This is a genomic window from Mycobacterium sp. E2699 (assembly GCF_001666745.1).
Classification (GTDB): Bacteria; Actinomycetota; Actinomycetes; order Mycobacteriales; family Mycobacteriaceae; genus Mycobacterium.
Genome location: NZ_LZJH01000077.1, coordinates 141,158 through 162,187, shown reverse-complemented (window position 1 = coordinate 162,187; position 21,030 = coordinate 141,158). Strand labels below are relative to the sequence as shown.

General features: G+C 71.3%; 11 protein-coding genes and 1 pseudogene. 9 read left to right on the top strand and 3 right to left on the bottom strand.

The window, feature by feature from the left end; translation table 11 throughout:
- The first annotated feature begins 12 nt into the window (after positions 1–12).
- From A5696_RS12570 to A5696_RS12530, 9 genes are all read left to right on the top strand, one after another.
- Positions 13–756, top strand: coding sequence for a gluconate 2-dehydrogenase subunit 3 family protein (locus A5696_RS12570; protein ID WP_067879174.1), 744 nt, complete (start codon positions 13–15; stop codon positions 754–756).
- On the top strand, positions 756–2,477 hold the full coding sequence (locus tag A5696_RS12565) for a GMC family oxidoreductase (protein WP_067878665.1): 1,722 nt from the start codon (positions 756–758) through the stop codon (positions 2,475–2,477). The genes A5696_RS12570 and A5696_RS12565 overlap by 1 nt, the downstream gene beginning before the upstream one ends.
- Entirely contained in the window at positions 2,470–4,263 is a 1,794-nt protein-coding gene (locus A5696_RS12560; RefSeq protein ID WP_067878663.1) for a glycoside hydrolase family 15 protein, read from the top strand. Before A5696_RS12565 ends, A5696_RS12560 begins: the two co-directional genes overlap by 8 nt.
- A 25-nt stretch (positions 4,264–4,288) precedes the next feature.
- Positions 4,289–5,290 (top strand): SDR family oxidoreductase, encoded by a 1,002-nt coding sequence (locus tag A5696_RS12555; RefSeq protein WP_067878661.1) that lies wholly within the window; start codon positions 4,289–4,291, stop codon positions 5,288–5,290.
- Positions 5,287–5,739, top strand: a complete 453-nt coding sequence (locus tag A5696_RS12550) for a hypothetical protein (RefSeq protein ID WP_067878658.1) — start codon at positions 5,287–5,289, stop codon at positions 5,737–5,739. Before A5696_RS12555 ends, A5696_RS12550 begins: the two co-directional genes overlap by 4 nt.
- Positions 5,740–5,749: 10 nt before the next feature.
- Positions 5,750–6,868 carry an enolase C-terminal domain-like protein gene (locus A5696_RS12545; RefSeq protein WP_067878655.1) on the top strand — a complete coding sequence of 373 codons (1,119 nt, stop codon included), beginning with the start codon at positions 5,750–5,752 and terminating at the stop codon, positions 6,866–6,868.
- A gap of 93 nt (positions 6,869–6,961) precedes the next feature.
- Positions 6,962–7,678 carry a PAS and ANTAR domain-containing protein gene (locus A5696_RS12540; RefSeq protein WP_067878652.1) on the top strand — a complete coding sequence of 239 codons (717 nt, stop codon included), beginning with the start codon at positions 6,962–6,964 and terminating at the stop codon, positions 7,676–7,678.
- Between the two features lie 7 nt (positions 7,679–7,685).
- Positions 7,686–9,458: an ABC-F family ATP-binding cassette domain-containing protein gene (locus tag A5696_RS12535; RefSeq protein WP_067878649.1), complete on the top strand. Its 1,773-nt coding sequence runs from the start codon at positions 7,686–7,688 to the stop codon at positions 9,456–9,458.
- Between the two features lie 7 nt (positions 9,459–9,465).
- Positions 9,466–10,212 carry a GDSL-type esterase/lipase family protein gene (locus A5696_RS12530; RefSeq protein ID WP_067878646.1) on the top strand — a complete coding sequence of 249 codons (747 nt, stop codon included), beginning with the start codon at positions 9,466–9,468 and terminating at the stop codon, positions 10,210–10,212.
- Positions 10,213–10,354: 142 nt separating this feature from the next.
- On the opposite strand, the gene A5696_RS12525 is transcribed toward A5696_RS12530, so the two are convergent.
- The 3 genes and pseudogenes from A5696_RS12525 to A5696_RS12515 all read right to left on the bottom strand — a co-directional run.
- Positions 10,355–11,416 (bottom strand): type III polyketide synthase, encoded by a 1,062-nt coding sequence (locus A5696_RS12525; RefSeq protein WP_067879172.1) that lies wholly within the window; start codon positions 11,414–11,416, stop codon positions 10,355–10,357.
- 185 nt (positions 11,417–11,601) lie between these two features.
- Positions 11,602–14,661, bottom strand: a complete 3,060-nt coding sequence (locus A5696_RS12520) for a type I polyketide synthase (protein WP_067878643.1) — start codon at positions 14,659–14,661, stop codon at positions 11,602–11,604.
- 3 nt (positions 14,662–14,664) lie between these two features.
- Positions 14,665–21,006 (bottom strand): annotated as a pseudogene (locus A5696_RS12515) (SDR family NAD(P)-dependent oxidoreductase); the annotation flags it as partial.
- Positions 21,007–21,030: the final 24 nt, after the last annotated feature.

Below are 21,030 nucleotides of genomic sequence, written 5' to 3'. Positions count from 1 at the left end.
GGGGTTGTCATGATGGCCGACACCTCCCGCCCCGACCACCTGCCCAACCTGCGGGCCGATCGCCAGCCCCCGCACCCGTCCTGGCTTCCCAAACAGCGCCGCGGCACCACGCCCCAAATGATCGGGCGCTACCCCGATTTCGACGTGCTGGAAACCGCCGACTCGTGGGACGACGCCACCAGGAAGGTGGTGCTGGCCCGGCTGGAACCGCCCGGCCCGCTGCGCTTTTTCACCCCGGAGGAGGAGCCCTGCCTGCGGGCGTTCTGTGACACCGTGCTGGCGCAGGACACCAAGCCGCGGGTGCCGGTGGCCGAGTCGGTCGACTCCAAGCTCGCCGACGGGCGCCTCGACGGCTACCAGTACGCCGACATGCCCGACGACCGCGACACCTGGCGGCTGGTGCTGCGCGCCCTCGACGAGACCGCGCTGCGCCGCCACGGCAGGGCGTTCGCCGAGGCCGAGCCCGCCGCCCGCGAGGCGATCATCGACCAGTTCTCGCAGGGCGAGCTGGAGGGCGGGGCCTGGGAGCGCCTGAACGTCAAGCGCGCCTGGTCGGTGTGCATGCGAATGACGCTGTCGGGCTTCTACTCCCACCCGTGGGCGTGGAACGAGATCGGCTTCGGGGGCCCGGCCTACCCGCGCGGCTTCATGCGCCTCGGCGGCGCCACCGGCCCGGCATCGGCGCGTGAACCGTTCGAGACCCGCGGCGCCACCGACGAGGATCCCGTCGAAGTCGTGCAGAAGGGCGAGATCTGATGGGTGACTTCCTGCGCGGCCTGCTCAAGGGTGCGGTCGGCCCGAAGGACAACGATTCGCGGTTCCTGCTCGACGTGCACTCCCGCGACCTGCCCGGCGAGACGACCATGCGGCGCTTCCGTGACGACGACGAGGTGGACCTGGTCGTCGTCGGCGCCGGCGCGGGCGGCTCGGTGCTGGCGCAACGGCTGGCCCGCGCCGGGTGGCGGATCGTGATCCTCGAGGCCGGCCCGTTCTGGCACCCCGACGAGGACTGGGTGTCCGACGAGGCCGGCTCCCATTCCCTGTATTGGACGCAGAAGCGCATCATCGGCGGCGACGACCCGATCGAGCTGGGCAAGAACAACTCCGGGCGCGGGGTCGGCGGATCGATGGTGCACTATGCCGGCTACTGCCCGCGGTTTCACCCCAGCGACTTCGCGACCCGCACCCTCGACGGGATCGGGGCGGACTGGCCCATCCGCTACGAAGACGTGCTGCCCCACTACGAGCGCGTCGAGCTCGAGTTGCCGGTCGCCGGCCAGGACTGGCCATGGGGCCATAAGCACCGCTATTCCTTTGCCCCGCATCCCATTTCGGGGGCGGCCGCCAAGCTGTGGCGCGGCGCGATGAAGCTCGGCATCGAGATGCGCGTCGGGCCCGTCGGCATCGTCAACGGAACCTTCGGCAACCGGCCGCACTGCATCTACCGCGGCTACTGCCTGCAAGGCTGCAAGGTCAACGCCAAGGCCAGCCCGTACGTCACGCACCTGCCCGACGCGCTGGCCCACGGCGTGGAGATCCGCGCCAACTGCATGGCCGCCCGCGTCGAACTCGACGACAGCGGCGCCGCACGGGGCGTGGTCTACTACGACGAGGTGGGCGGTACCGAACGCCTGCAACGCGCCAAAGCCGTTGCCGTGGCAGGGTATTCGATCGAAACACCGCGCCTGCTGCTCAACTCGGTCAGCGACCGCTTCCCGAACGGGCTGGGCAACAACGACGATCAGGTCGGGCGCTACGTGATGGTGCAGGGCGCCACCCAGTCCGCGGGCCGCTGGTCCGAGGAGGTTCGGATGTACAAGGCGCCTCCCCCCGAGGTGTCCTCCGAACAGTTCTACGAGACCGACCCCGATCGCGGTTTCGCCCGCGGCTTTTCCATCCAGACCGTGTCGCCGATGCCCATCGGCTGGGCCGAACACGTGATGGCCGACGGGCACTGGGGCCGCGCGCTGCGCGAGTACATGCGCGACTACAACCACTGGGCGACCATCGGGGTGCTCAACGAGCTGCTGCCGCGGCCGGACAACCGGGTCACCCTGGCCTCTGGGGCCGAGGCCAGAGACCCGTACGGCATCCCGGTGGCCCGTTTCGACTACTCGCTCTGCGACAACGACAGGGCCAACATGGCCTACTCCACCAAGGTGATCGGCGACATCCTGCACGCCGCCGACGCGCAGGACGTGCTCACCATCGAGCGCTTCGCCCACCTGATCGGCGGCGCGCGGATGGGCACCGGCCCGGAGAATTCGGTGGTCGACTCCGACCACCGGGTGTGGGGCGTGCCGAACCTGTTCCTCGCCGACGGCTCGGTCTGCCCGACTCAGGGCTCGGCAAACCCGGCGCTGACCATCATGGCGCTGGCCTCGCGGCTGGCCGAGCGCATGGCAACCGGAAAGATCAGCGCCGGGGCGCCCGGTGGCAGCCGTCCGGTGCGGTCCGAGGCGGCGGCCCGTGGCTGAGCGGACCACCGTCGTCGATGCGGAGTTTTCCCCGCGGGTGCTGCGCGAGTACGCGCTGCTGGCCGACGGCGAACGGGGCGCGTTGGTCGGTCCCCAGGGCGACGTCGCGTGGCTGTGCGCGCCGCGCTGGGACTCCGACGCCGTCTTCTCCAACCTCATCGGCGGCGACGGGGTGTACGCGATCACCCCGACCGATCCGCGGCACGTGTGGGGCGGCTACTACGAGCCGGGCAGCCTGATCTGGCGCAACCGCTGGATCACCCGCGACGGCATCGTGGAATGCCGCGAGGCGCTGGCCTTTCCGGGCGACCCCGATCGGGTGGTGCTGCTGCGTCGGCTGATGGGCTGCCAGGGGACCGGGCGCGTGCGCGTGCTGTTGCGGCCGAGCGCGGAATTCGGCCGACACGGCGCGGGGAAGCTCAGCCTCGACGACGGCATATGGAGCGGCCGATCGGGGCGGCTGCGCTGGCGGTGGGCGGGCGGCGACGACGCGCGCGCCGCGCGTTGCTCCCGCGACCGCAATGAGCTGCTCGCGTGCGAGATCACCATCGACGAGGGCCGGCACCACGACCTCGTGCTGGAGTTGTCCGAGCACGAACTGCCCGACCGGCCACCCGACCCCGACACCACCTGGGACGCCACCGCGGCCGCCTGGCAGCGCAGCATGCCCGAGCTCAATTGCACCATCGCCCCTCGCGACGGGCGGCATTCCTACGCGGTGCTGCGCGGGCTGACCAGCAGCGGCGGCGGCATGGTCGCCGCAGCGACGATGAGCCTGCCCGAACGCGCGCACACCAACCAGAACTACGACTACCGCTACGGCTGGATCCGCGACCAGGTGTACGCCGGCATGGCCGCGGCGGCCGTGGGGGCAACCGAGCTGCTCGACCGGGCCGTCGAGTTCGTCGGTGGCCGGCTGCTCGACGAGGGCCCGAAGCTCAAGCCCGCCTACACCGTCAGCGGCGCCCCGGTTCCCAGCGAAGAAACGCTCGACCTGCCCGGCTACCCGGGCGGCACGGACAAGATCGGCAATTGGGTCAACCAGCAGTTCCAACTCGACGTCTTCGGCGAGTCGCTGCAGCTGCTGGCCAGGGCCGCCGCCGCCGACCGGCTCGATGCGGACGGCTGGCGCGCCGCCCAGATGGCGATCGCCGCGATCGAAAAGCGTTGGGGCGAACCGGATGCGGGGATCTGGGAACTCCAAGACGAGTACTGGACGCAGTCGCGCCTGGCCTGTGTGGCCGGGCTGCGCGCCATCGCCAAGGTGGCCGGCGGCGGCACGGAGGTCTCCTCCTCCGCCTCGCTGGCCGACGCCATCCTCGCCGACACCGCGGCCAAGAGCCTGCACCCGCAGGACGGCTACTGGCAACGCAGCCCCGGGATTTCGGGCGTCGACGCGTCGCTGCTGCTGCCCCCGGTGCGGGGCGCCCTGCCGGCCGACGACCCGCGCACCCGCGCCACACTGGACGCCGTCCGCGCACAACTCACCCACGACGGGTTCGTGTACCGCTTCCGGCACGACGAGCGCGACCTCGGCGATGCCGAAGGAGCGTTCCTACTCTGCGGATTCATGATGGCCCTGGCGGAACACCAACTGGGCCATGCCCACTGCGCGATGCGCTGGTTCGAACGCAACCGCGCCGCCTGCGGGCCGCCGGGGCTGTTCTGCGAGGAATACGACGTCAGGCAGCGGCAGCTGCGCGGCAACCTGCCGCAGGCGTTCGCGCACGCCCTGCTCCTCGAATGCACGGCCACCCTCGCCGAGGACGCCATCCATCACGACTGACCCGCCGAGACGAAAGGCAGACGCTATGACACAGAACGTGGTGATCACCGGGGCCAGCGCCGGCATCGGCCGCGCCACCGCCCAGTTGTTCGGACAGCGCGGCGCCAATGTCACCCTGCTCGCCCGCGGCGCGGCCGGGCTGGAAGGCGCGGCCCGCGACGTCGAGGCCGGCGGCGGCAAGGCGCTGGCCCTCCCGACCGACGTGGCCGACTACTCGGCCGTCGAGGCCGCCGCCGACGAGGCCGAATCCGCCTTCGGCCCCATCGACACCTGGGTCAACGTCGCGTTCACCTCCGTGTTCGCGCCGTTCTGGGAGATCTCCGCCGAGGAATTCAAGCGTGTGACCGAGGTGACCTACCTGGGCTACGTGCACGGCACCATGGCGGCGCTGGCCAAGATGCGCCCGCGCGACCGCGGCACCATCGTGCAGGTCGGCTCCGCGCTCAGCGAGCGGTCCATCCCCCTGCAGTCGGCCTACTGCGGCGCCAAGCACGCCACCAACGGGTTCACCGAATCGGTGCGCTGCGAGCTGCTGCACGAGGGCTCGAACGTGCGGATCACCGTCGTGCAGATGCCGGCGGTCAACACCCCGCAGTTCTCCTGGGTGCTGTCCCGGCTGCCCCGGCATCCGCAGCCGGTGCCGCCGATCTACCAGCCGGAGGTCGCGGCCCGGGGCGTCGTGTACGCCGCGGATCATCCCGGGCGCAAACAGTATTGGGTCGGTGACAGCACCGCGGTCACCCTCCTCGCGCAGAAGTTCGTCGCGCCGCTCCTCGATCGCTACCTCGGCCGCACCGGATTCGACTCTCAGCAGACCCACGAGCGGGTGAACGGCCAACAGCCGCACAATCTTTGGCAGCCGGTCGATCAGGAGCCCGGCAGCGACCACGGCGCGCACGGCGAGTTCGACGGCAAGTCGCACTCCCACAGCCCGCAGGTGTGGTTGTCCCAGCATCCGCTCGCCGGCGGCACCGGTGCGCTGGGGCTCGGGCTGGGTGCGCTGCTGGCGCTGCGGCGGGCGCGATGACGGCCTGGGCGCGAATCGTCTACGGGTTGGCGCTCCTCGCGGCCCCGACTCCGCTGCTGCGACTCGCATCCGGCAAGACGGCAACCACCCGCGAGCGCGCGGTGACCCGCGTCCTGGGGGCGCGGCTGCTGACCCAGGCCGCGGTCACCGACATCCGGCCCGACGCGGTGAGCGTGGCGCTGGGCGCCGAGGTCGACTTCGTGCACGCGGCCACGATGCTCCTCTGGGCGGCGGTTGACCGCGGGTCGCGACGGTTGACGCTGCTGAGCGCCGCGACCGCCGGCCTGTTCGCCGTCGCCGGCGCCGCCCAGGCGCGTCGGACGCCCGCGGTGGCGGACGGCCCGACCGGCGACGCGCTGGCCACCCTCGTCCGGCTTCGGCACCGCATCGCCGAAGCCGTCGCGCGGTACACGATGCCCGGCGACGTTCGCGCCGCCCTGAAAACCTGAGGAGCCCGTCATGTCACCAAGCACGCGGGGCGACGCCTGCATCGACGAGGTCACGGCGCAGGCGTACGAAATCCCCACCGACGCACCGGAAGCCGACGGCACGTTCGCGTGGTCTTCGACCACGCTGGTCCTGGCCGAGGTGGTCGCGGGCGGCCGCCGCGGGCTGGGCTACACCTATGCCGCCGGCGCCTGCCGCGAGCTGATCACCGGGCCGCTCGCCGGCGCGGTCAAGGGACACAGCGCCCTCGACATCCCCGGCGCCTGGGAGTCGATGGTCCGGGCGATCCGCAACAGCGGCCGCCCGGGCCTGGTCTCCTGCGCGATCTCGGCGGTCGACACCGCGCTGTGGGACCTCAAGGGAAAGCTCCTCGAACTCCCGGTGTGCCGCCTGCTCGGCGTGGCGCGCCCGGACGTGCCGATCTACGGCAGCGGCGGCTTCACCACCTACGACGAGCGCGAGACCCGCACCCAACTGGAGCGCTGGGTCGACACGTGGAAGATCCCCCGCGTGAAGATCAAGATCGGTGAGTCGTCGGGTTCCGACGAGCGCCGAGACCTCGACCGAATCGCGCTGGCGCGCAAGGTGATCGGCCCCGACACCGAACTGTACGTCGACGCCAACGGCGGCTACCGCCGCAAGCAGGCGATCCGGGTCGCCCACGCCATGGCCGACCACGACGTGACCTGGTTCGAAGAGCCCGTGTCGTCCGACGACCTCGCCGGGCTGCGGGAGGTGCGCGACCAGGTGACCCCGGATGTCACCGCCGGCGAATACGGCTACGACCTGAACTATTTCCGCCGCATGCTGTCCGCCGAGGCGGTGGACTGCCTGCAGATCGACGTCACCCGTTGCGGCGGCATCACCGACTGGCTGCGGGCCGCGGCCGTCGCCGCCGCGCACAACGTCGACGTTTCGGGGCACTGCGCGCCCAACCTGCATGCCCACATCGCCGCCGCGATTCCCAACCTGCGGCACCTGGAGTACTTCCACGACCACCACCGCATCGAGCACATGCTCTTCGACGGGGCCCTGCCGCCCGACGGCGGGGCGCTGCGGCCCGATCAGCACCGGCCCGGCCTGGGGCTGGAGTTCAAACACCGCGACGCCGAGGAGTACCGGGTCGGCTGAGGAGCCGCCGCGCGTCGTAAACCCGTGCATGAAGCTGCCTGAAAACGGGCATTGATATGCAACAAGCATCAAGGCAGTCCGGGGAGACAGGCGATGAGTGTGAACTTCGACGATGAGACGGCCGAGCGTCGCAACGGGGAGGCCGAGCGCGCGGCACCCTCCGAGGCACTCATGTCCGATGTGGTCGAGGAACAGGAGCTGGGCGCGGTCGACATGGTGCTGGGGTTGGGCGAGCCGCAGCGCGTGGGCCGGTTCCGGTTCTTCCTCGACGGCCAGCGCTGGGAATGGTCGGACGCCGTCGCGCGCATGCACGGCTACGAGCCGGGACAGGTCGAGCCCACTACGGAATTGTTGTTGCAGCACAAGCACCCCGAGGACCGGGAGCGCGTCGCGGCCGTCCTGGACCACGTGCTCAAGGGCAAGCCGTTCAGCAGCCGGCACCGGATCATCGACACCGCCGGACAGACCCGCTGCGTCGTCGTCGCGGGTGACCGGATGGTCGACGACAAGGGCGCGCTGGCCGGCACCTCGGGTTTCTACGTCGACGTCACGGACTCGCTGCACACCGACATCACCAACGTCCTGGAGGCGGTGGCCGACGCCCGCGCCCGGATCGAACAGGCGAAGGGCGTGCTCATGGCCGCCTACGGCATCTCCGCGGAGCGCGCGTTCGACATCCTGGTCTGGCGTTCGCAGGAGACCAACCTGAAGGTTCGGGACCTCGCCACCCGCTTCCTGGACGCCGTGGCGGGCAAGGCCTCGCCCGACACCCGAACCCACGTCGACCACGCGCTGCTGACCCTCCAATAATTGCCGGGTGGCGCACCTACTGGGAGCCGAGGGCGTACGCCTGGAATACCCGAATCAGCTGGTGTTCGAGTCGGTCACCCTGGGCGTCGACGACGGCGCGCGCATCGGCATCGTCGGGCGCAACGGCGACGGCAAATCCAGCCTGTTGGGCCTGCTGACCGGCCAGTTGCCGCCCGACGCCGGCCGGGTCACCCGCCGCAGCGGGCTGCGGGTCAGCGCGCTGAGCCAGGCCGACACCCTCGACCCCGGGCACACCGTGGGCTGGACGCTGGTCGGCGGGGCGCCCGAGCACCAGTGGGCGGGTGACGCGCGGGTGCGCGACGTGGTCGGCGGGCTGGTGTCCGACATCGCGTGGGAGGCCACGGTCGACACGCTGTCCGGCGGGCAGCGTCGCCGCGTCCAGCTGGCCCGGCTGCTGATCGGCGAGTGGGACGTGATCGCCCTCGACGAGCCCACCAACCACCTGGACATCGAGGGCATCACCTGGCTGGCCGGCCACCTGCGGGACCGCTGGGCGCGCAACACCGGCGGGCTGTTGCTGGTGACGCACGACCGCTGGTTCCTCGACGAGGTCGCGACCACGACGTGGGAGGTGCACGACGGGATCGTCGAGCCGTTCGAGGGCGGCTACGCCGCCTACGTGCTGCAGCGCGTCGAGCGCGACCGGGTGGCCGCCGCCACCGAGGCCAAGCGGCAGAACCTGATGCGCAAGGAGCTGGCGTGGCTGCGCCGGGGACCGCCGGCGCGCACCTCCAAGCCCAGGTTCCGGATCGAGGCCGCCAACCAGCTGATCGCCGACGTGCCGCCGCTGCGCAACACCGTCGAGCTGGCCAAGCTGGCGACGGCGCGGCTCGGCAAGGATGTCATCGACCTGCTCGACGTGTCGGTCTCGTTTGGCGGCCGGCCCGTGCTGCGCGACGTCGAATGGCGGATCGCGCCGGGCGAACGCACCGGGATCGTCGGGGCCAACGGCGCCGGCAAGTCGACGCTGCTGGGGCTGATCGCCGGAACCGTCACGCCGGACACCGGGCGCGTCAAGCGCGGCAAGACGGTTCGGCTGGCCGTGCTGGACCAGCGGGGCGAGGAGCTGGCCGCGCTCGCCGGCGACCGGATCGCCGACGTGCTGGGCGGGCTGCGCGGCGGCTACGAGGTCGACGGCCGCGAGGTGACGCCGGCCCAGCTGCTGGAGCGGCTCGGGTTCGGGCGCGGCCAGCTGTCCGCGCGCGTCGGCGACCTGTCCGGAGGTCAGCGCCGGCGGCTGCAGCTGATGCTCACACTGCTTGCCGAGCCAAACGTGCTGCTCCTCGACGAGCCCACCAACGACGTCGACACCGACATGCTGACCGCCGTGGAGGACCTGCTCGACTCGTGGCCGGGCACCCTGATCGTCGTCTCGCACGACCGCTACCTGCTCGAGCGGGTCACCGATCAGCAGTACGCGATCCTCGACGGCCGGCTGCGGCACCTGCCGGGCGGGATCGACGAGTACCTGCGGCTGGCGGCGCACCGTCCGGTCGCTCCCGAGCGCCCGCGGGGCGAGCCCGCTCCCGCAGCCATGTCGGGGGCGCGGCGACGCACCGCCGAGAAGGAGCTGGCCGCCGTCGACCGCCAGCTGACGCGGCTGGCCGAGCGGATCGCGGCCAAACACCACGAGCTCGCCGACCACGACCAGTCCGACCACGTCGGCCTGACGCGGCTCACGGGAGAATTGCGCGGCCTGGAACGGGAGGTCGCCGCCACCGAGAGCCGCTGGCTGGAGCTCTCGGAGCTACTCGAATAATCGAACCGTGAATTCCGGCCGGGACGGCTCAGAGACGGTGGCGTGCGTCGGGTCCAGCACCACCGCGTCCAAGGGGACCTACCCGTGGATCCCCGAACTGGCGCGCCGGCCGCAGAACAGCCGGTTCCGGTTCGTCAACCTCGGGGTGGGCGGCGACCTGTCCTTCGACGTTGTGCGGCGTCTGCCCCGCGTGATCGACATCCGGCCCGATCGGGTCATCGTCCTGATCGGCACGAACGACATCCTGGCGAGCGTCTTTCCGAATTTCCGCAGGGGAGTGCGGGTCTGGAAGGGGCTGCCGCACGAGCCCACGGTGCAGCGATTCCGGGACAACCTGCACCTGATCACCCGCAGGCTGCGGCGCGAGACCGAGGCGAGGATCGCGCTGAGCTCCCTCGCGCCGGTGGGCGAAGACCCCCATTCGGTGGATCCGGTCCAGTCCCGGCTGAACGAGCTGTTCGCCGCCTACGCGGACGTCATCCGGGACGTCTCGTCGCGCGAGGGGACGGACTACATCGCCTTCCATGAGGCGTTCGTCGAAGAGCTGGACCGCGCGGGGACGGCGAAGCCGTTCACCCGGTTTTCCTTCGGGTCGTTATACCGCGACTACCTGGTCCGGGAGACGATCCTACGGCGCAGCTTCGACGAGATTTCGCGAATGAACGGGTGGGAGTTTCACATCGACGGCGTTCATCTCAACACCCGCGGCGGCCGGATCCTGACCGAGGTCGTTCAGCGGTTCCTGGACTCGTAGCCGGGCGCGGCGGGAAGCCACCAATCGATCTCGTGGCTGATCGCAAGCGCGGCGCCGCCGGGCGCGGCGGGAAGCCACCAATCGATCTAGTGGCTGATCGCAAGCGCGGCGCCGCCGGGCGCGGCGGGAAGCCACCATCGATCTAGTGCCAGCGCAGTAGCACCAATTCGGAGCAGAATCCGGGACCCATCGCCAGCATCAGTCCGGGGCTGCCGCTGGGCGGCGGCTTGGCGATGGTGTCGCGCAGGACATGCAGCACCGAGGCCGACGACAGGTTGGCGATCTCACCCAGCGAGCGCCAGGTCAGCTCCAGCGCGTCGGGGCCGAGCTCGAGGTTCCTGCTGATGGCGTCGATCACCTTGGGACCGCCCGGATGGCTCACCCAGGCGCCGATGTCGTCCTTGGTCAGCCCGTGCGTGGCGAGGAACCCTTTGACGTCGTCGGCCAGGTAGCGGTCGATGACCTTCGTCAGCTCGGGCGACAGGACCAGCTGGAGCCCCGAGGAATTGACGTTCCAGCCCATGATGTGCAGCGATTCGGGGTAGAGGCGGCTGCGCGAGTCGATGATGTCCGGACCACCGGCCCGAACCTGCGCGGCGCGGCGTTCGCCGACGGCCACCACCGCCGCCGCGCCGTCGCCGAAGAGCGCGCTGCCGACCAGGCCGGACACGGTCGGCTTGACGGCCGGGTAGGTCAGCGAGCAGAGCTCGACCGAGACCAGCACCGCCACGCCGTCGGGATCGCCCCGCAGGTAGTCGTGCAGCCTGGCCACCCCGGCGGCACCGGCCACGCAGCCCAGGCCGAACAGCGGCATCCGGCGCACGTCCGGTTTCAGGCCGAGCCGTCCGGCGATCCGGGCGTCCAGCGACGGCACCGCGACGCCCGTGACGGTGGTGGTGACGATCAGGTCGATGTCTCCGACTTCCAGTCCGGCCTCGTCCAGCGCCCCCAGCAGCGCCTCGCAGCCCAGGTCCACGGCGGCGTCGATGAAGATCTCGTTGGCTTCGCCGAACTCGGTCAGCGTCGGGTAGCGCTCCAACGGCAGGACGAAATGGCGGCTGTTGACCTTCGCGGCCGCGTGCAGACGCCGAACGATCTCCTCGTGTTCCTTCAATCCGGGAAACTCGACGAATTGGTCGGTGATCTCGCTTTGGCTATACCGATGCGGCGGCAGCGCGCCGAAGACGCCCGCGATAACGCTCATGCTCATTACCCTTTTAGGTCGCGACCCGATGAAGACCCACGCATCGGTGGCTGAGATTCCTCGGCACCGTCGAAAAGCTTAAAAGCTTCCACGCGACATCGCAATCTGGTTGATATTCAACATCTGTCTAATTGCGCGCGCCGGCCACGTTTTTCGATCAATTCCGCCGGCGGGTGTTTCATCATTCAAACGCCACCGGTTTCGTCGGTGTCGAGTGCCATCGCGACCAGCGCTTCGGGGCTCAGCGAGTCGATCGTGTCATCGGCAACCGCGGAATCCGCAAGCGATTTCTCCGGATCGCCGGCCAACAGCAATAACTTGTCGAGCAGCCCCGTCCTGCGCAGTTCACCGAGCGGAATCTTTCGCAGCGCGGCCCAGAACTTTTCGTCATCGGAGTCTGCGCCGTCGCCCAGCAGTTGTTGAGCGAGGTGCTCGGCCAATACCGCCGGGTTTGGATAATCGAAAACCAGGGTGCGCGACAGTGCCAGCCCCGTGTCCGCTTTGAGGCGGTTGCGCAATTCGACCCCGGTCAGGGAATCGAACCCGAGGTCTTGGAATGCGCGTTCGGCGTCGACGGCGCGGCTATCGGAATGTCCCAGCACGCGCGCCGCGTGCCCGCACACGAGTTCGACCAGTTCGCGGCGCTGCTCGTGGCGCGGCACCCGGCGCAGGCGTTCGGCCAATTCGGCCGGCCTGGACGCCACCGGCGATGGCTTGTCCGTGCGGGCGCCCAACCAGAACCGTTGGCGCGCAAAGCCGTAGGTCGGCAGCGGTACGCGCTGGCCGCGCCGCAGCGCGGCGCCCCACCGCACCGCCACGCCGGCGGTGAACAGCCGGCCGCCCGCGGTGAGCAGCGCTTCGGCTTCCGGGCGGTCTTTGGCGAGCGTGACCACCGCCACGGGATGCTCGGTGATCAGGGATTGCTCCACCGCGGCGCCGAGGCCGCCGCCGGGACCGACCTCGACGAACACGGCGGCACCCCGCGACTCGGCCGCGCGTACCCCATCGGCGAAACGCACCGGATTGCGCACATGCTCAATCCAGTAGTGCGCCGACCCATATCCAGGCCCCGCGAACTCTCCGGACACGTTGGACACCAACGGAATTCGTGACTTGGCCGACGACAGATCGGCCACCACGGCGGCGAATTCATCGATCATCGGCTCCATCAGGGGCGAGTGAAACGCGTGCGAGACCGCCAGCCGATGCACTCGCCTGCCCCGCCGTGCCAGGGTGTCCGCGACCGCGCCGGCCGGGGCGTGCGCGCCCGAGATCACCACCGCGTCCGGGCCGTTGACCGCCGCGATCGCCAGTCCGTCGGTCAGCAAGGGGGTCACGTCCGCCTCGCCGGCCGAGACCGCGATCATCACACCGCCGGCGGGCAGCCCGGCCATCAGCCGGCCGCGGGCGGCCACCAGCTTGGCCGCGTCGGCGAGCGACAACACCCCCGCCAGGTGCGCCGCGGCGATCTCGCCCACCGAATGGCCCATCACCACATCGGGGACGACACCCCAGTCCCCCAACAATTCCGCCAGCGCATGCTCGATGGCGAACAACGCCGGCTGGGCGAATTCGGTGTTGTCCAACAGCTTTGCGTCGTCTCCCCACATCACACCGCGCAGCGGCAGCCGCAGGTGCTCGTCCAACGCCTCGGCGGCCTCGTCGAAAGCCCGCGCGAATGCGGGGAACCGGCCGTACAACTGCGCACCCATCGCGACGTACTGAGCGCCCTGTCCGGGAAACACGAACGCCGTCTTGCCCGCGCCGCGTGAACGGCCCACCAGCACCTCGGGGTGCGCCTTTCCCGAAGCCAATCCCGCCAATCCCGCCGTGAGGGCCGCACGGTCGGCACCCACCAGCACCGCCCGTTGCTCGAACACCGACCGCGTCGTCGCCAGCGACCATGCCACATCGCCGGGGTCCAGCCCTGTGTCGTCGGCCACGTGGGCCAGCAGCCGCGCGGCCTGATTGGCCAGCGCCCGTTCCGAACGGGCCGACAGCACCCACGCCGTCGGCGCCCAGTCATGGTCACACGCGGCGCTTTTCGGGGGCGCGGGCGCCTGTTCGACGATGACGTGCGCGTTGGTGCCGCCCATGCCGAACGAGGACACCCCCGCCCGCCGCGGTCCCTCGCCCGCCGGCCAGGGGGCCAGCGCGGAATTGACGCGCAGCCCCAGGCTCTTCGGATCGATACCCGGAGCGGGGCCGGCATAGTTGAGACTTGCCGGGATGGCGGCGTTTTCGATCGCGAGAACGGTCTTGAGCAAACCCGCGATGCCCGCAGCGCTGCCGGCGTGACCGATGTTGGTCTTCACGGATCCCAGGCCCAGCGGATCACGGGGTCGTCCGCCGAAAACCTCGCCCAGCGCCGTCGCCTCCACCGAATCGCCGATTTCGGTTCCGGTGCCGTGGGCCTCGACGTACTGCAGCTGCCCGGCGTCGAGGCCGGCGGTCCGCAACGCGCGCCGGATGACGTCGACCTCACCGGGCACCGACGGCACCGTCTGCGCGGCCGCGCTGTGCCCGGCGTTGCCGACCGCGCTGCCGCGAATGACCGCGCGGATCCGGTCCCCGTCGTCGAGGGCGGCCGGCAACGGCTTCAGGAGCACCAGCCCGCCGCCCTCGCTTCGCACGTAGCCGTCGGCGCGGGCGTCGAACGCATAGGTGTGACCCGAAGCGGACACCGCGCCGAATTCCGTTTCCAGCAGGGCGGTTTCGCCGGCCAGATTGAGGTGGACGCCGCCGGCGATGGCCTGGGTCGAGTCGCCGGTGCGGATGCTTTCACACGCGAGGTGCACCGCCACCAGCGACGACGATTGGCCCGAGTCGACGGTCAAGCTCGGGCCGCGCAGCCCCAGCGCGTAAGAGATCCGGTTCGCGATCATCGCCCGGCTGATCCCGGCGAAGGAGTGGTGATCGATTTCCTGGGCGACCGTCAGCACGCCGTAGTCGTCGTTCATCGCGCCCAGGTACACGGCGACGGGTTGCCCGCGCAGGGTTTCCGGCACGATGAAGGCGTCTTCGAGGACCTCCCACGCCAGCTCGAGCGCGAGCCGCTGGCGGGGGTCCATCGCGGCCGCCTCGCGCGGCGAGACGTTGAAGAAGTCGGCGTCGAACTCGGCGACGTCACCGGGCAACGCGGTGGCTTCGGCGCCGTCGCGGAGCAGGCGCCAAAAGTCGCCCGGGCTACCGGCTCCCGGGAATCGGCAGGCGAGCCCGATGACGGCGATGGCTGTCGCTGGCACGGGTCAGGGCCCGACTTCTTCGTCCAGGATGGCGAACAGCTCGCTTTCGGTCGCGGTGTCGAGGCTGTCGTCGAAAAGCTCACCGGGATCCAGCTCAGGGACCGGGGCGCTCGAGGCGGCCAGCAGCGTTTCGATCCGGGCGGTCAGCCGTGCTTTCTCGTCGGGGCTCCAGCCCGGTTGGTCGATCAGCGCCTGCAGTTCGCGCGCGACGTCGTTGAAACGGGCCATGCGGTCGGGCCGGTCGTCGACGGGTGTTTCGGCCAGTTGGGCGTCGAGGTGCTCGGCCAGTGCGGACGGTGTCGGGTGGTCGAAGATGACGGTGGGCGCCATCGTGAGCCCGGTCGCCGTCTTGAGGCGGTTGCGCAGTTCCACCGCCGTCAGCGAGTCGAACCCGAGGTCCTGAAAAGCGCTGTCGGCGTTGACGTCCGCGGTGGCGTGGCCGAGGACGGTGGCGGCGTTGCCGCACACCACGTCGACGAGCTCGCGGTGCCGCTGTTCCGCGGTGAGCCCGTGCAGTCGCGCACGCAACTCCGATGTCGAGGCCGCCGTCGTGGCGGCATCGGCGATGACGCGCCGCGAGCGGCGGGTGGCCAGCCCGCGCAGGATCGGCGGCAGCATCGCGCCGTCACCCATCGCCGCGGTGTCCAGCCGCGCGGCCACCAGCACCGGGCGGTCGGCCGCCAGCGCGTCATCGAGGAGCTGCATCGCCTGCCGGCTGGACAACGGTGCCAGCCCGGATCGGCTCATGCGGGCCCGGTCCTTGTCCCCGAGGTGGCGCGTCATGGCGCTGGCTTCTTCCCAGAGCCCCCACGCCACCGACAATCCGGCCAATCCCTGCGCGCGCCGGTAGGACGCGAGCCCGTCGAGGAAGCTGTTGGCCGCCGCGTAGTTACCCTGGCCGGGCGCCCCGACGATGCCCGCCATGGACGAAAACATCACGAACGCGGGCACGTTCAGGTCCTTGGTGAGCTCGTGCAGGTTCCAGGCCCCGGCGACCTTCGCCCGCAGCACCGTGTCCAGCCGGTCGGGGGTCAGCGAGGCGATCAGCCCGTCGTCGAGGACGCCCGCGGCGTGGAAGACGCCCCGCAGCGGACGATCCGAGGGCACCGCCGCCAGCAATCCCGCCACCGCGTCGCGGTCGCCGACGTCACAGGCCACCACCGACACCGATGCGCCGGCTTCCCGCAACTCCGCCGCGAGTTCGGCGGCGCCGTCGGCCCGCTCACCCCCGCGGCTCACCAGCATCAGGTGCGACACCCGATACCGCTCGACCAGGTGACGGGCCAGGGCCGAACCGGCCATGCCGGTACCGCCGGTGATCAGCGCCGTACCCCCGGCCAGGCCGCCCGGGCCGTCGGGCAGGGTGAGCACCACCTTGCCGGTGTGGCGGGCCTGGCTGACAAAGCGGTACGCCTCCGTGGCGTGCCGCACGTCGAAAGCCTTGACGGGCAACGGCGTCAGCGAGCCGGCGGCGAACAGGCTCACCAGTTCGGCCAGCATCGCCGCGATGCGGTCGGGTCCGGCCTCCATCAGGTCGAACGCCCGGTACGCCACGCCGGGATATTGCCCGGCGATCGCCGCCGGATCGCGAAGGTCGGTCTTGCCCATCTCGATGAAGCGCCCGCCCGGAACCAGCAACCGCAGGGACGCATCGGTGAAATCGCCCGCCAGCGAGTTGAGCACCACATGAACGCCGGCCCCGCCGGTGGCGGACCGGAACTTCTCCTCGAACTCGAGGGTGCGCGAGTCGCCGATGTGGTCGTCATCAAACCCCATGGCCCGCAGCGTGTCCCACTTACCGCGACTGGCGGTGGCGAAAACCTCCGCGCCCCAGTGCCGCGCCAACTGCACCGCGGCCATCCCGACCCCGCCCGCGGCGGCGTGGACCAGCACCCGCTCGCCGGCGCGCAGCCCCGCCAGATCCGACAACCCGTACAGCGCGGTCAGGAACACCACCGGCATCCCCGCCGCCTCGGCCAGCGACCACTCCGGCGGCACCCGCACCACCAGGCGCTCGTCCACCACCGCTTCGGAGCCCGCCAGCCCGAGGATCCCCGTCACGGCGTCGCCGACGGCCAACGCGGTCACGCCCTGACCCACCTCGGTGACCACCCCGGCGCCCTCCGCGCCCAACTCGGCGGCGCCGGGGTACATTCCCAACGCCACCAACACATCCCGGAAGTTCACCCCGACCGCGGCCACCGACACCCGCACGTGTCCGGGCGCCACCTCCGCCCGCGGCTCGGGCCGCGCCACCAGGTCTTCCAGCGTGCCCGCGTCGCCGGCCGCCAACCGCCACTCCCCCGGCGGCAGGGCCAACGTCGAGCCGGCGTCAGCCGGCACCAACCGCGCCGCATACACCTCGCCCGCGCGCACGACCACCTGCGGTTCGCCACCGGCGATCACGGCGTCGACGTCGACCGACCCGTCCGAATCCACCAGCACCACCCGGCCCGGGTGCTCGGCCTGCGCCGAACGGACCAACCCCCACACCGCAGCGGCCGCGGGATCCGTGACGTCCTCGTCGCCGAACGCCACCGCCCCGCGGGTCAGCACGACCAGCACGCCCGGCCCGTCACCGCCCAGCCAGGACTGCAACACCCCCAACGCCTCGCGCGTGGCCGCGTACACCGAACCCGGCAGGCCGGCGCCGTTCTGCGAGCCCGGCTCCCACACCACAGTGGCCTCGCCGATGCCGTTGGGCTGGAACGGCACCGGTGACCAGGCCGGCTGGAACAGGCCCCCGCCGCCGGTACGGGCCGCGCCCGCCGACAGCTGCTCGGCCGACACCGGCCGAAGCACCAGCTCCCGCACCGACAACACCGGTAAGCCAGCCGGATCGGCCAGCTCCACCGCCACCGCGCCCGCGCCCACCGGGGCCAACCGCACCCGCAGCCGCGACGCCCCGGCCGCGTGCAAGCACACGCCCTGCCAGGAGAACGGCAAGGCGGCCCGGGCGTGTGGGTCGCCGATGCCCAGCGCATGCAGCGCCGCATCCAGCAGCACCGGATGTATCCCGTAGCCGGCGACCGTGACACCGGCGGGCACCGCGACTTCGGCGTAGATCTCCCGGTCGCGCCGCCACATCGCTCGCAGGCCGCGGAAGGCCGGGCCGTACTCGTAGCCCAGCTCGGCCAACCGCTCGTAGCCCCCGGTCACGTCGACGGCCGTCGCCCCTACCGGCGGCCACACCGACAGATCGGCGACCGGCTCCGCCGGGCCAGCGCTCAACTCGCCCTCAGCGTGCAGCAGCCAGCCCGAATTCGGTTGAGCGCCGGCCGAATACACCGATACCGCCCGGCGCCCCGCTGCTCCGGCGGCACCCACCACCACCTGCACGCGTGCCGCGCCGGCCGTCGGCAGCACCAGCGGCGCCGACAACGTCAACTCCTCGATCACCGAACAGCCGACCTCGTCGCCGGCGCGCAGCACCAGCTCGACGAAGCCGGCACCGGGAAACAGCACCATGCCGGCCACCGCGTGGTCGGTCAGCCACGGCTGGGCGGCGGTCGACAGCCGGCCCGTCAGCACTACCCCTCCCGAATCGGGCCGCTCCACCACCGCACCCAACAAGCCGTGTTCCGCCCCGGCCAGCCCCGAGGTGCTCACGTCGGTCGACCCGACCAGCTCGGCCGGGAGCCAAAACCGGCGCCGCTGGAAGGCGTACGTGGGCAACGCGACCCGCCGGGCGCCGAGGCCGTCATACGCCGCGGCCCAGTCGATGCCTACGCCGATGACGTAGAGGCCGCCGGCGGCGTGCAGTGCGGAATCGATTTCGGGGCGGTCTTTGGCGATCGTGATCACCGACGCCGCCGGTTCGGCGGTCAGAGACGCAGGCAGCGATGCCGTCAGGGCCGCGCCGGGACCCACCTCCACGAAAACCGTCGCGCCCAGCGACTCGGCCGACCGCACCCCGTCGACGAACCGCACCGGCTCGCGCACATGCGCCAGCCAGTACGCCGCCGACCCATACCCCGGGCCGGCCAGCTGCCCGGTCAGGTTGGACACCAACGCGATCCGCGGCGCACCGGCCGAGATACCGTCCAGCGCCGAGGCGAAGTCGTCGATCATCGGATCCATCAGCGGTGAGTGAAACGCGTGCGACACCGCCAGCCGGTGCACGCGACGACCCCGCTCCGCGAGCTGGTCCACCACCGCGTCGACCGCGGCCCGTTCACCCGAAACCACCACCGATTCAGGGCCGTTCAGCGCCGCAATGCTCACGCCCCCGGTCAGCAGCGGAGCCACTTCGGACTCGGTGGCGGCGACGGCCACCATCACCCCGCCGGCGGGCAACCGCGCCATCAACCGGCCCCGCGCCGCCACCACGCTCGCCGCGTCGGCCAGCGACAAAACCCCGGCCACGTGCGCCGCGGCCAGCTCGCCCACCGAATGGCCCATCACAACGTCGGGCACCACACCCCAGGACCGCCACAAGGCCGCCAGCGCGACCTCGAGGGCGAACAGGGCGGGCTGCGCAAACTCGGTGCTCTCCAACAACTCCGGGTCGGTGCCCCAGATCACCTGGCGCAGCGGCAACCGCAAGTGACCGTCCAGTGCTTCGGCGGCCTCGTCGAAGGCGCGGGCGAATTCCGGGAAGCGCCCGTACAGCGCCGCGCCCATCCCCAACCGCTGCGAACCCTGGCCGGGGAACATGAACGCGGTCTTGCCCACCGACCGCGCGCTGCCCACCACCGTCGCGGCGCCCGGACGCCCGGACGCCAGACCCGCCAACTCCTCCATCAGGGCCCCGCGGTCGCTGCCGACCAGCACCGCCCGGTGCTCGAAGGCCGACCGCGTGGTAGCCAGCGACCAGCCGACGTCGACGACGTCCAGGCCCGGGTCCGCGTCCACGTGCGCCGCGAGCCGCGCCGCCTGATCGGCCAGCGCCGGCTCCGAACGGGCCGACACCACCCACGGGATGACGGGATCGGCGGTGTCGCGTTGCGGCGCCGCGCTTTCCGGCGTGGTGGGCGGCTCCTCGATGATCACGTGCGCGTTGGTCCCGCTGATCCCGAACGACGACACCCCGGCCCGCCGCGGCGCATTCGTTGCCGGCTCGGACTTCCAGGCCCGCGGCTCGGTGAGCACCGACACCGCGCCCGCGGACCAATCGACGTGCGGCGTCGGCACATCCACGTGCAGCGTCTGCGGCATCAGCTCGTGGCGCATCGCCTGCACCATCTTGATCACCCCGGCCACCCCGGCCGCGGCGGACGTGTGACCGATGTTGGACTTGATCGACCCCAGCCACAACGGCCGGTCCGCGGGCCGGTCCTGCCCGTAGGTTGCCAACAGCGCTTGCGCCTCGATGGGATCGCCCAACACGGTTCCGGTGCCGTGTCCCTCGACGACGTCCACGTCCGCCGCGGTCAGTCCGGCGTCGGCCAGCGCGGCGCGGATCACCCGCTGCTGTGACGGCCCGTTGGGGGCGGTCAGGCCGTTGGAGGCGCCGTCCTGGTTCACCGCGGATCCGGCCAGCACCGCCAGCACCGGATGGCCGAGCCGGCGCGCGTCGGCCAGCCGCTCGAGCACCAGCACCCCGGCGCCCTCCGACCACGACGTGCCGTCGGCGGCGCCGGCGTACACCTTGCACCGGCCGTCGGGGGCCAGCGCCCGCTGCCGACTGAACTCCACGAATGCGGCCGGTGTGGCCATGACCGTCACGCCGCCGGCCAGCGCGAGATCGCACTCCCCGCTGCGCAGCGAGTGCGCCGCCAGGTGCATGGCCACCAATGACGACGAGCACGCGGTATCCACGGACACCGCCGGCCCTTCCAGGCCCAAGACGTAGGACACCCGGCCCGATGCCACGCTCAGCGTGGAGCCGGTGAGCCCGTAGCCCTCCAGCTCGCCCTTGACCTCACCGCCGTAGCCGGCGTGGATGACCCCGGCGAACACCCCGGTTGGCGAGCCGCGCAACGACAACGGGTCGATCCCGGCCCGTTCCAACGCTTCCCACGACACCTCGAGCATGAGTCGTTGCTGCGGGTCCATCGCCAGCGCCTCGCTGGGACCGACGCCGAAGAATCCGGCGTCGAAGTCGCCGGCGTTCCGCAAGAAGCTGCCCTGGCGCGTGTACATCTTGCCCGGCGCGTCGGGGTCCGGGTCGTACAGCGCGTCGACCTCCCAGCCGCGGTCGGCGGGAAAATCGGACACCGCGTCGCGGCCTTCGGCGACCAGCTGCCACAAGGCTTCCGGCGAATCCACCCCGCCGGCGTAGCGGCACGCCATGCCGACCACGGCCACCGGCTCGGACAGCTTGCCCTCGAGCTCGGCGATCCGTCGCCGCGCCCGCCGCAGGTCCGCGGTCAGGCGCTTGAGGTAATCGACGTGCTTTTCGGTGCTCGGCGTGGTCATCGCTGGGTC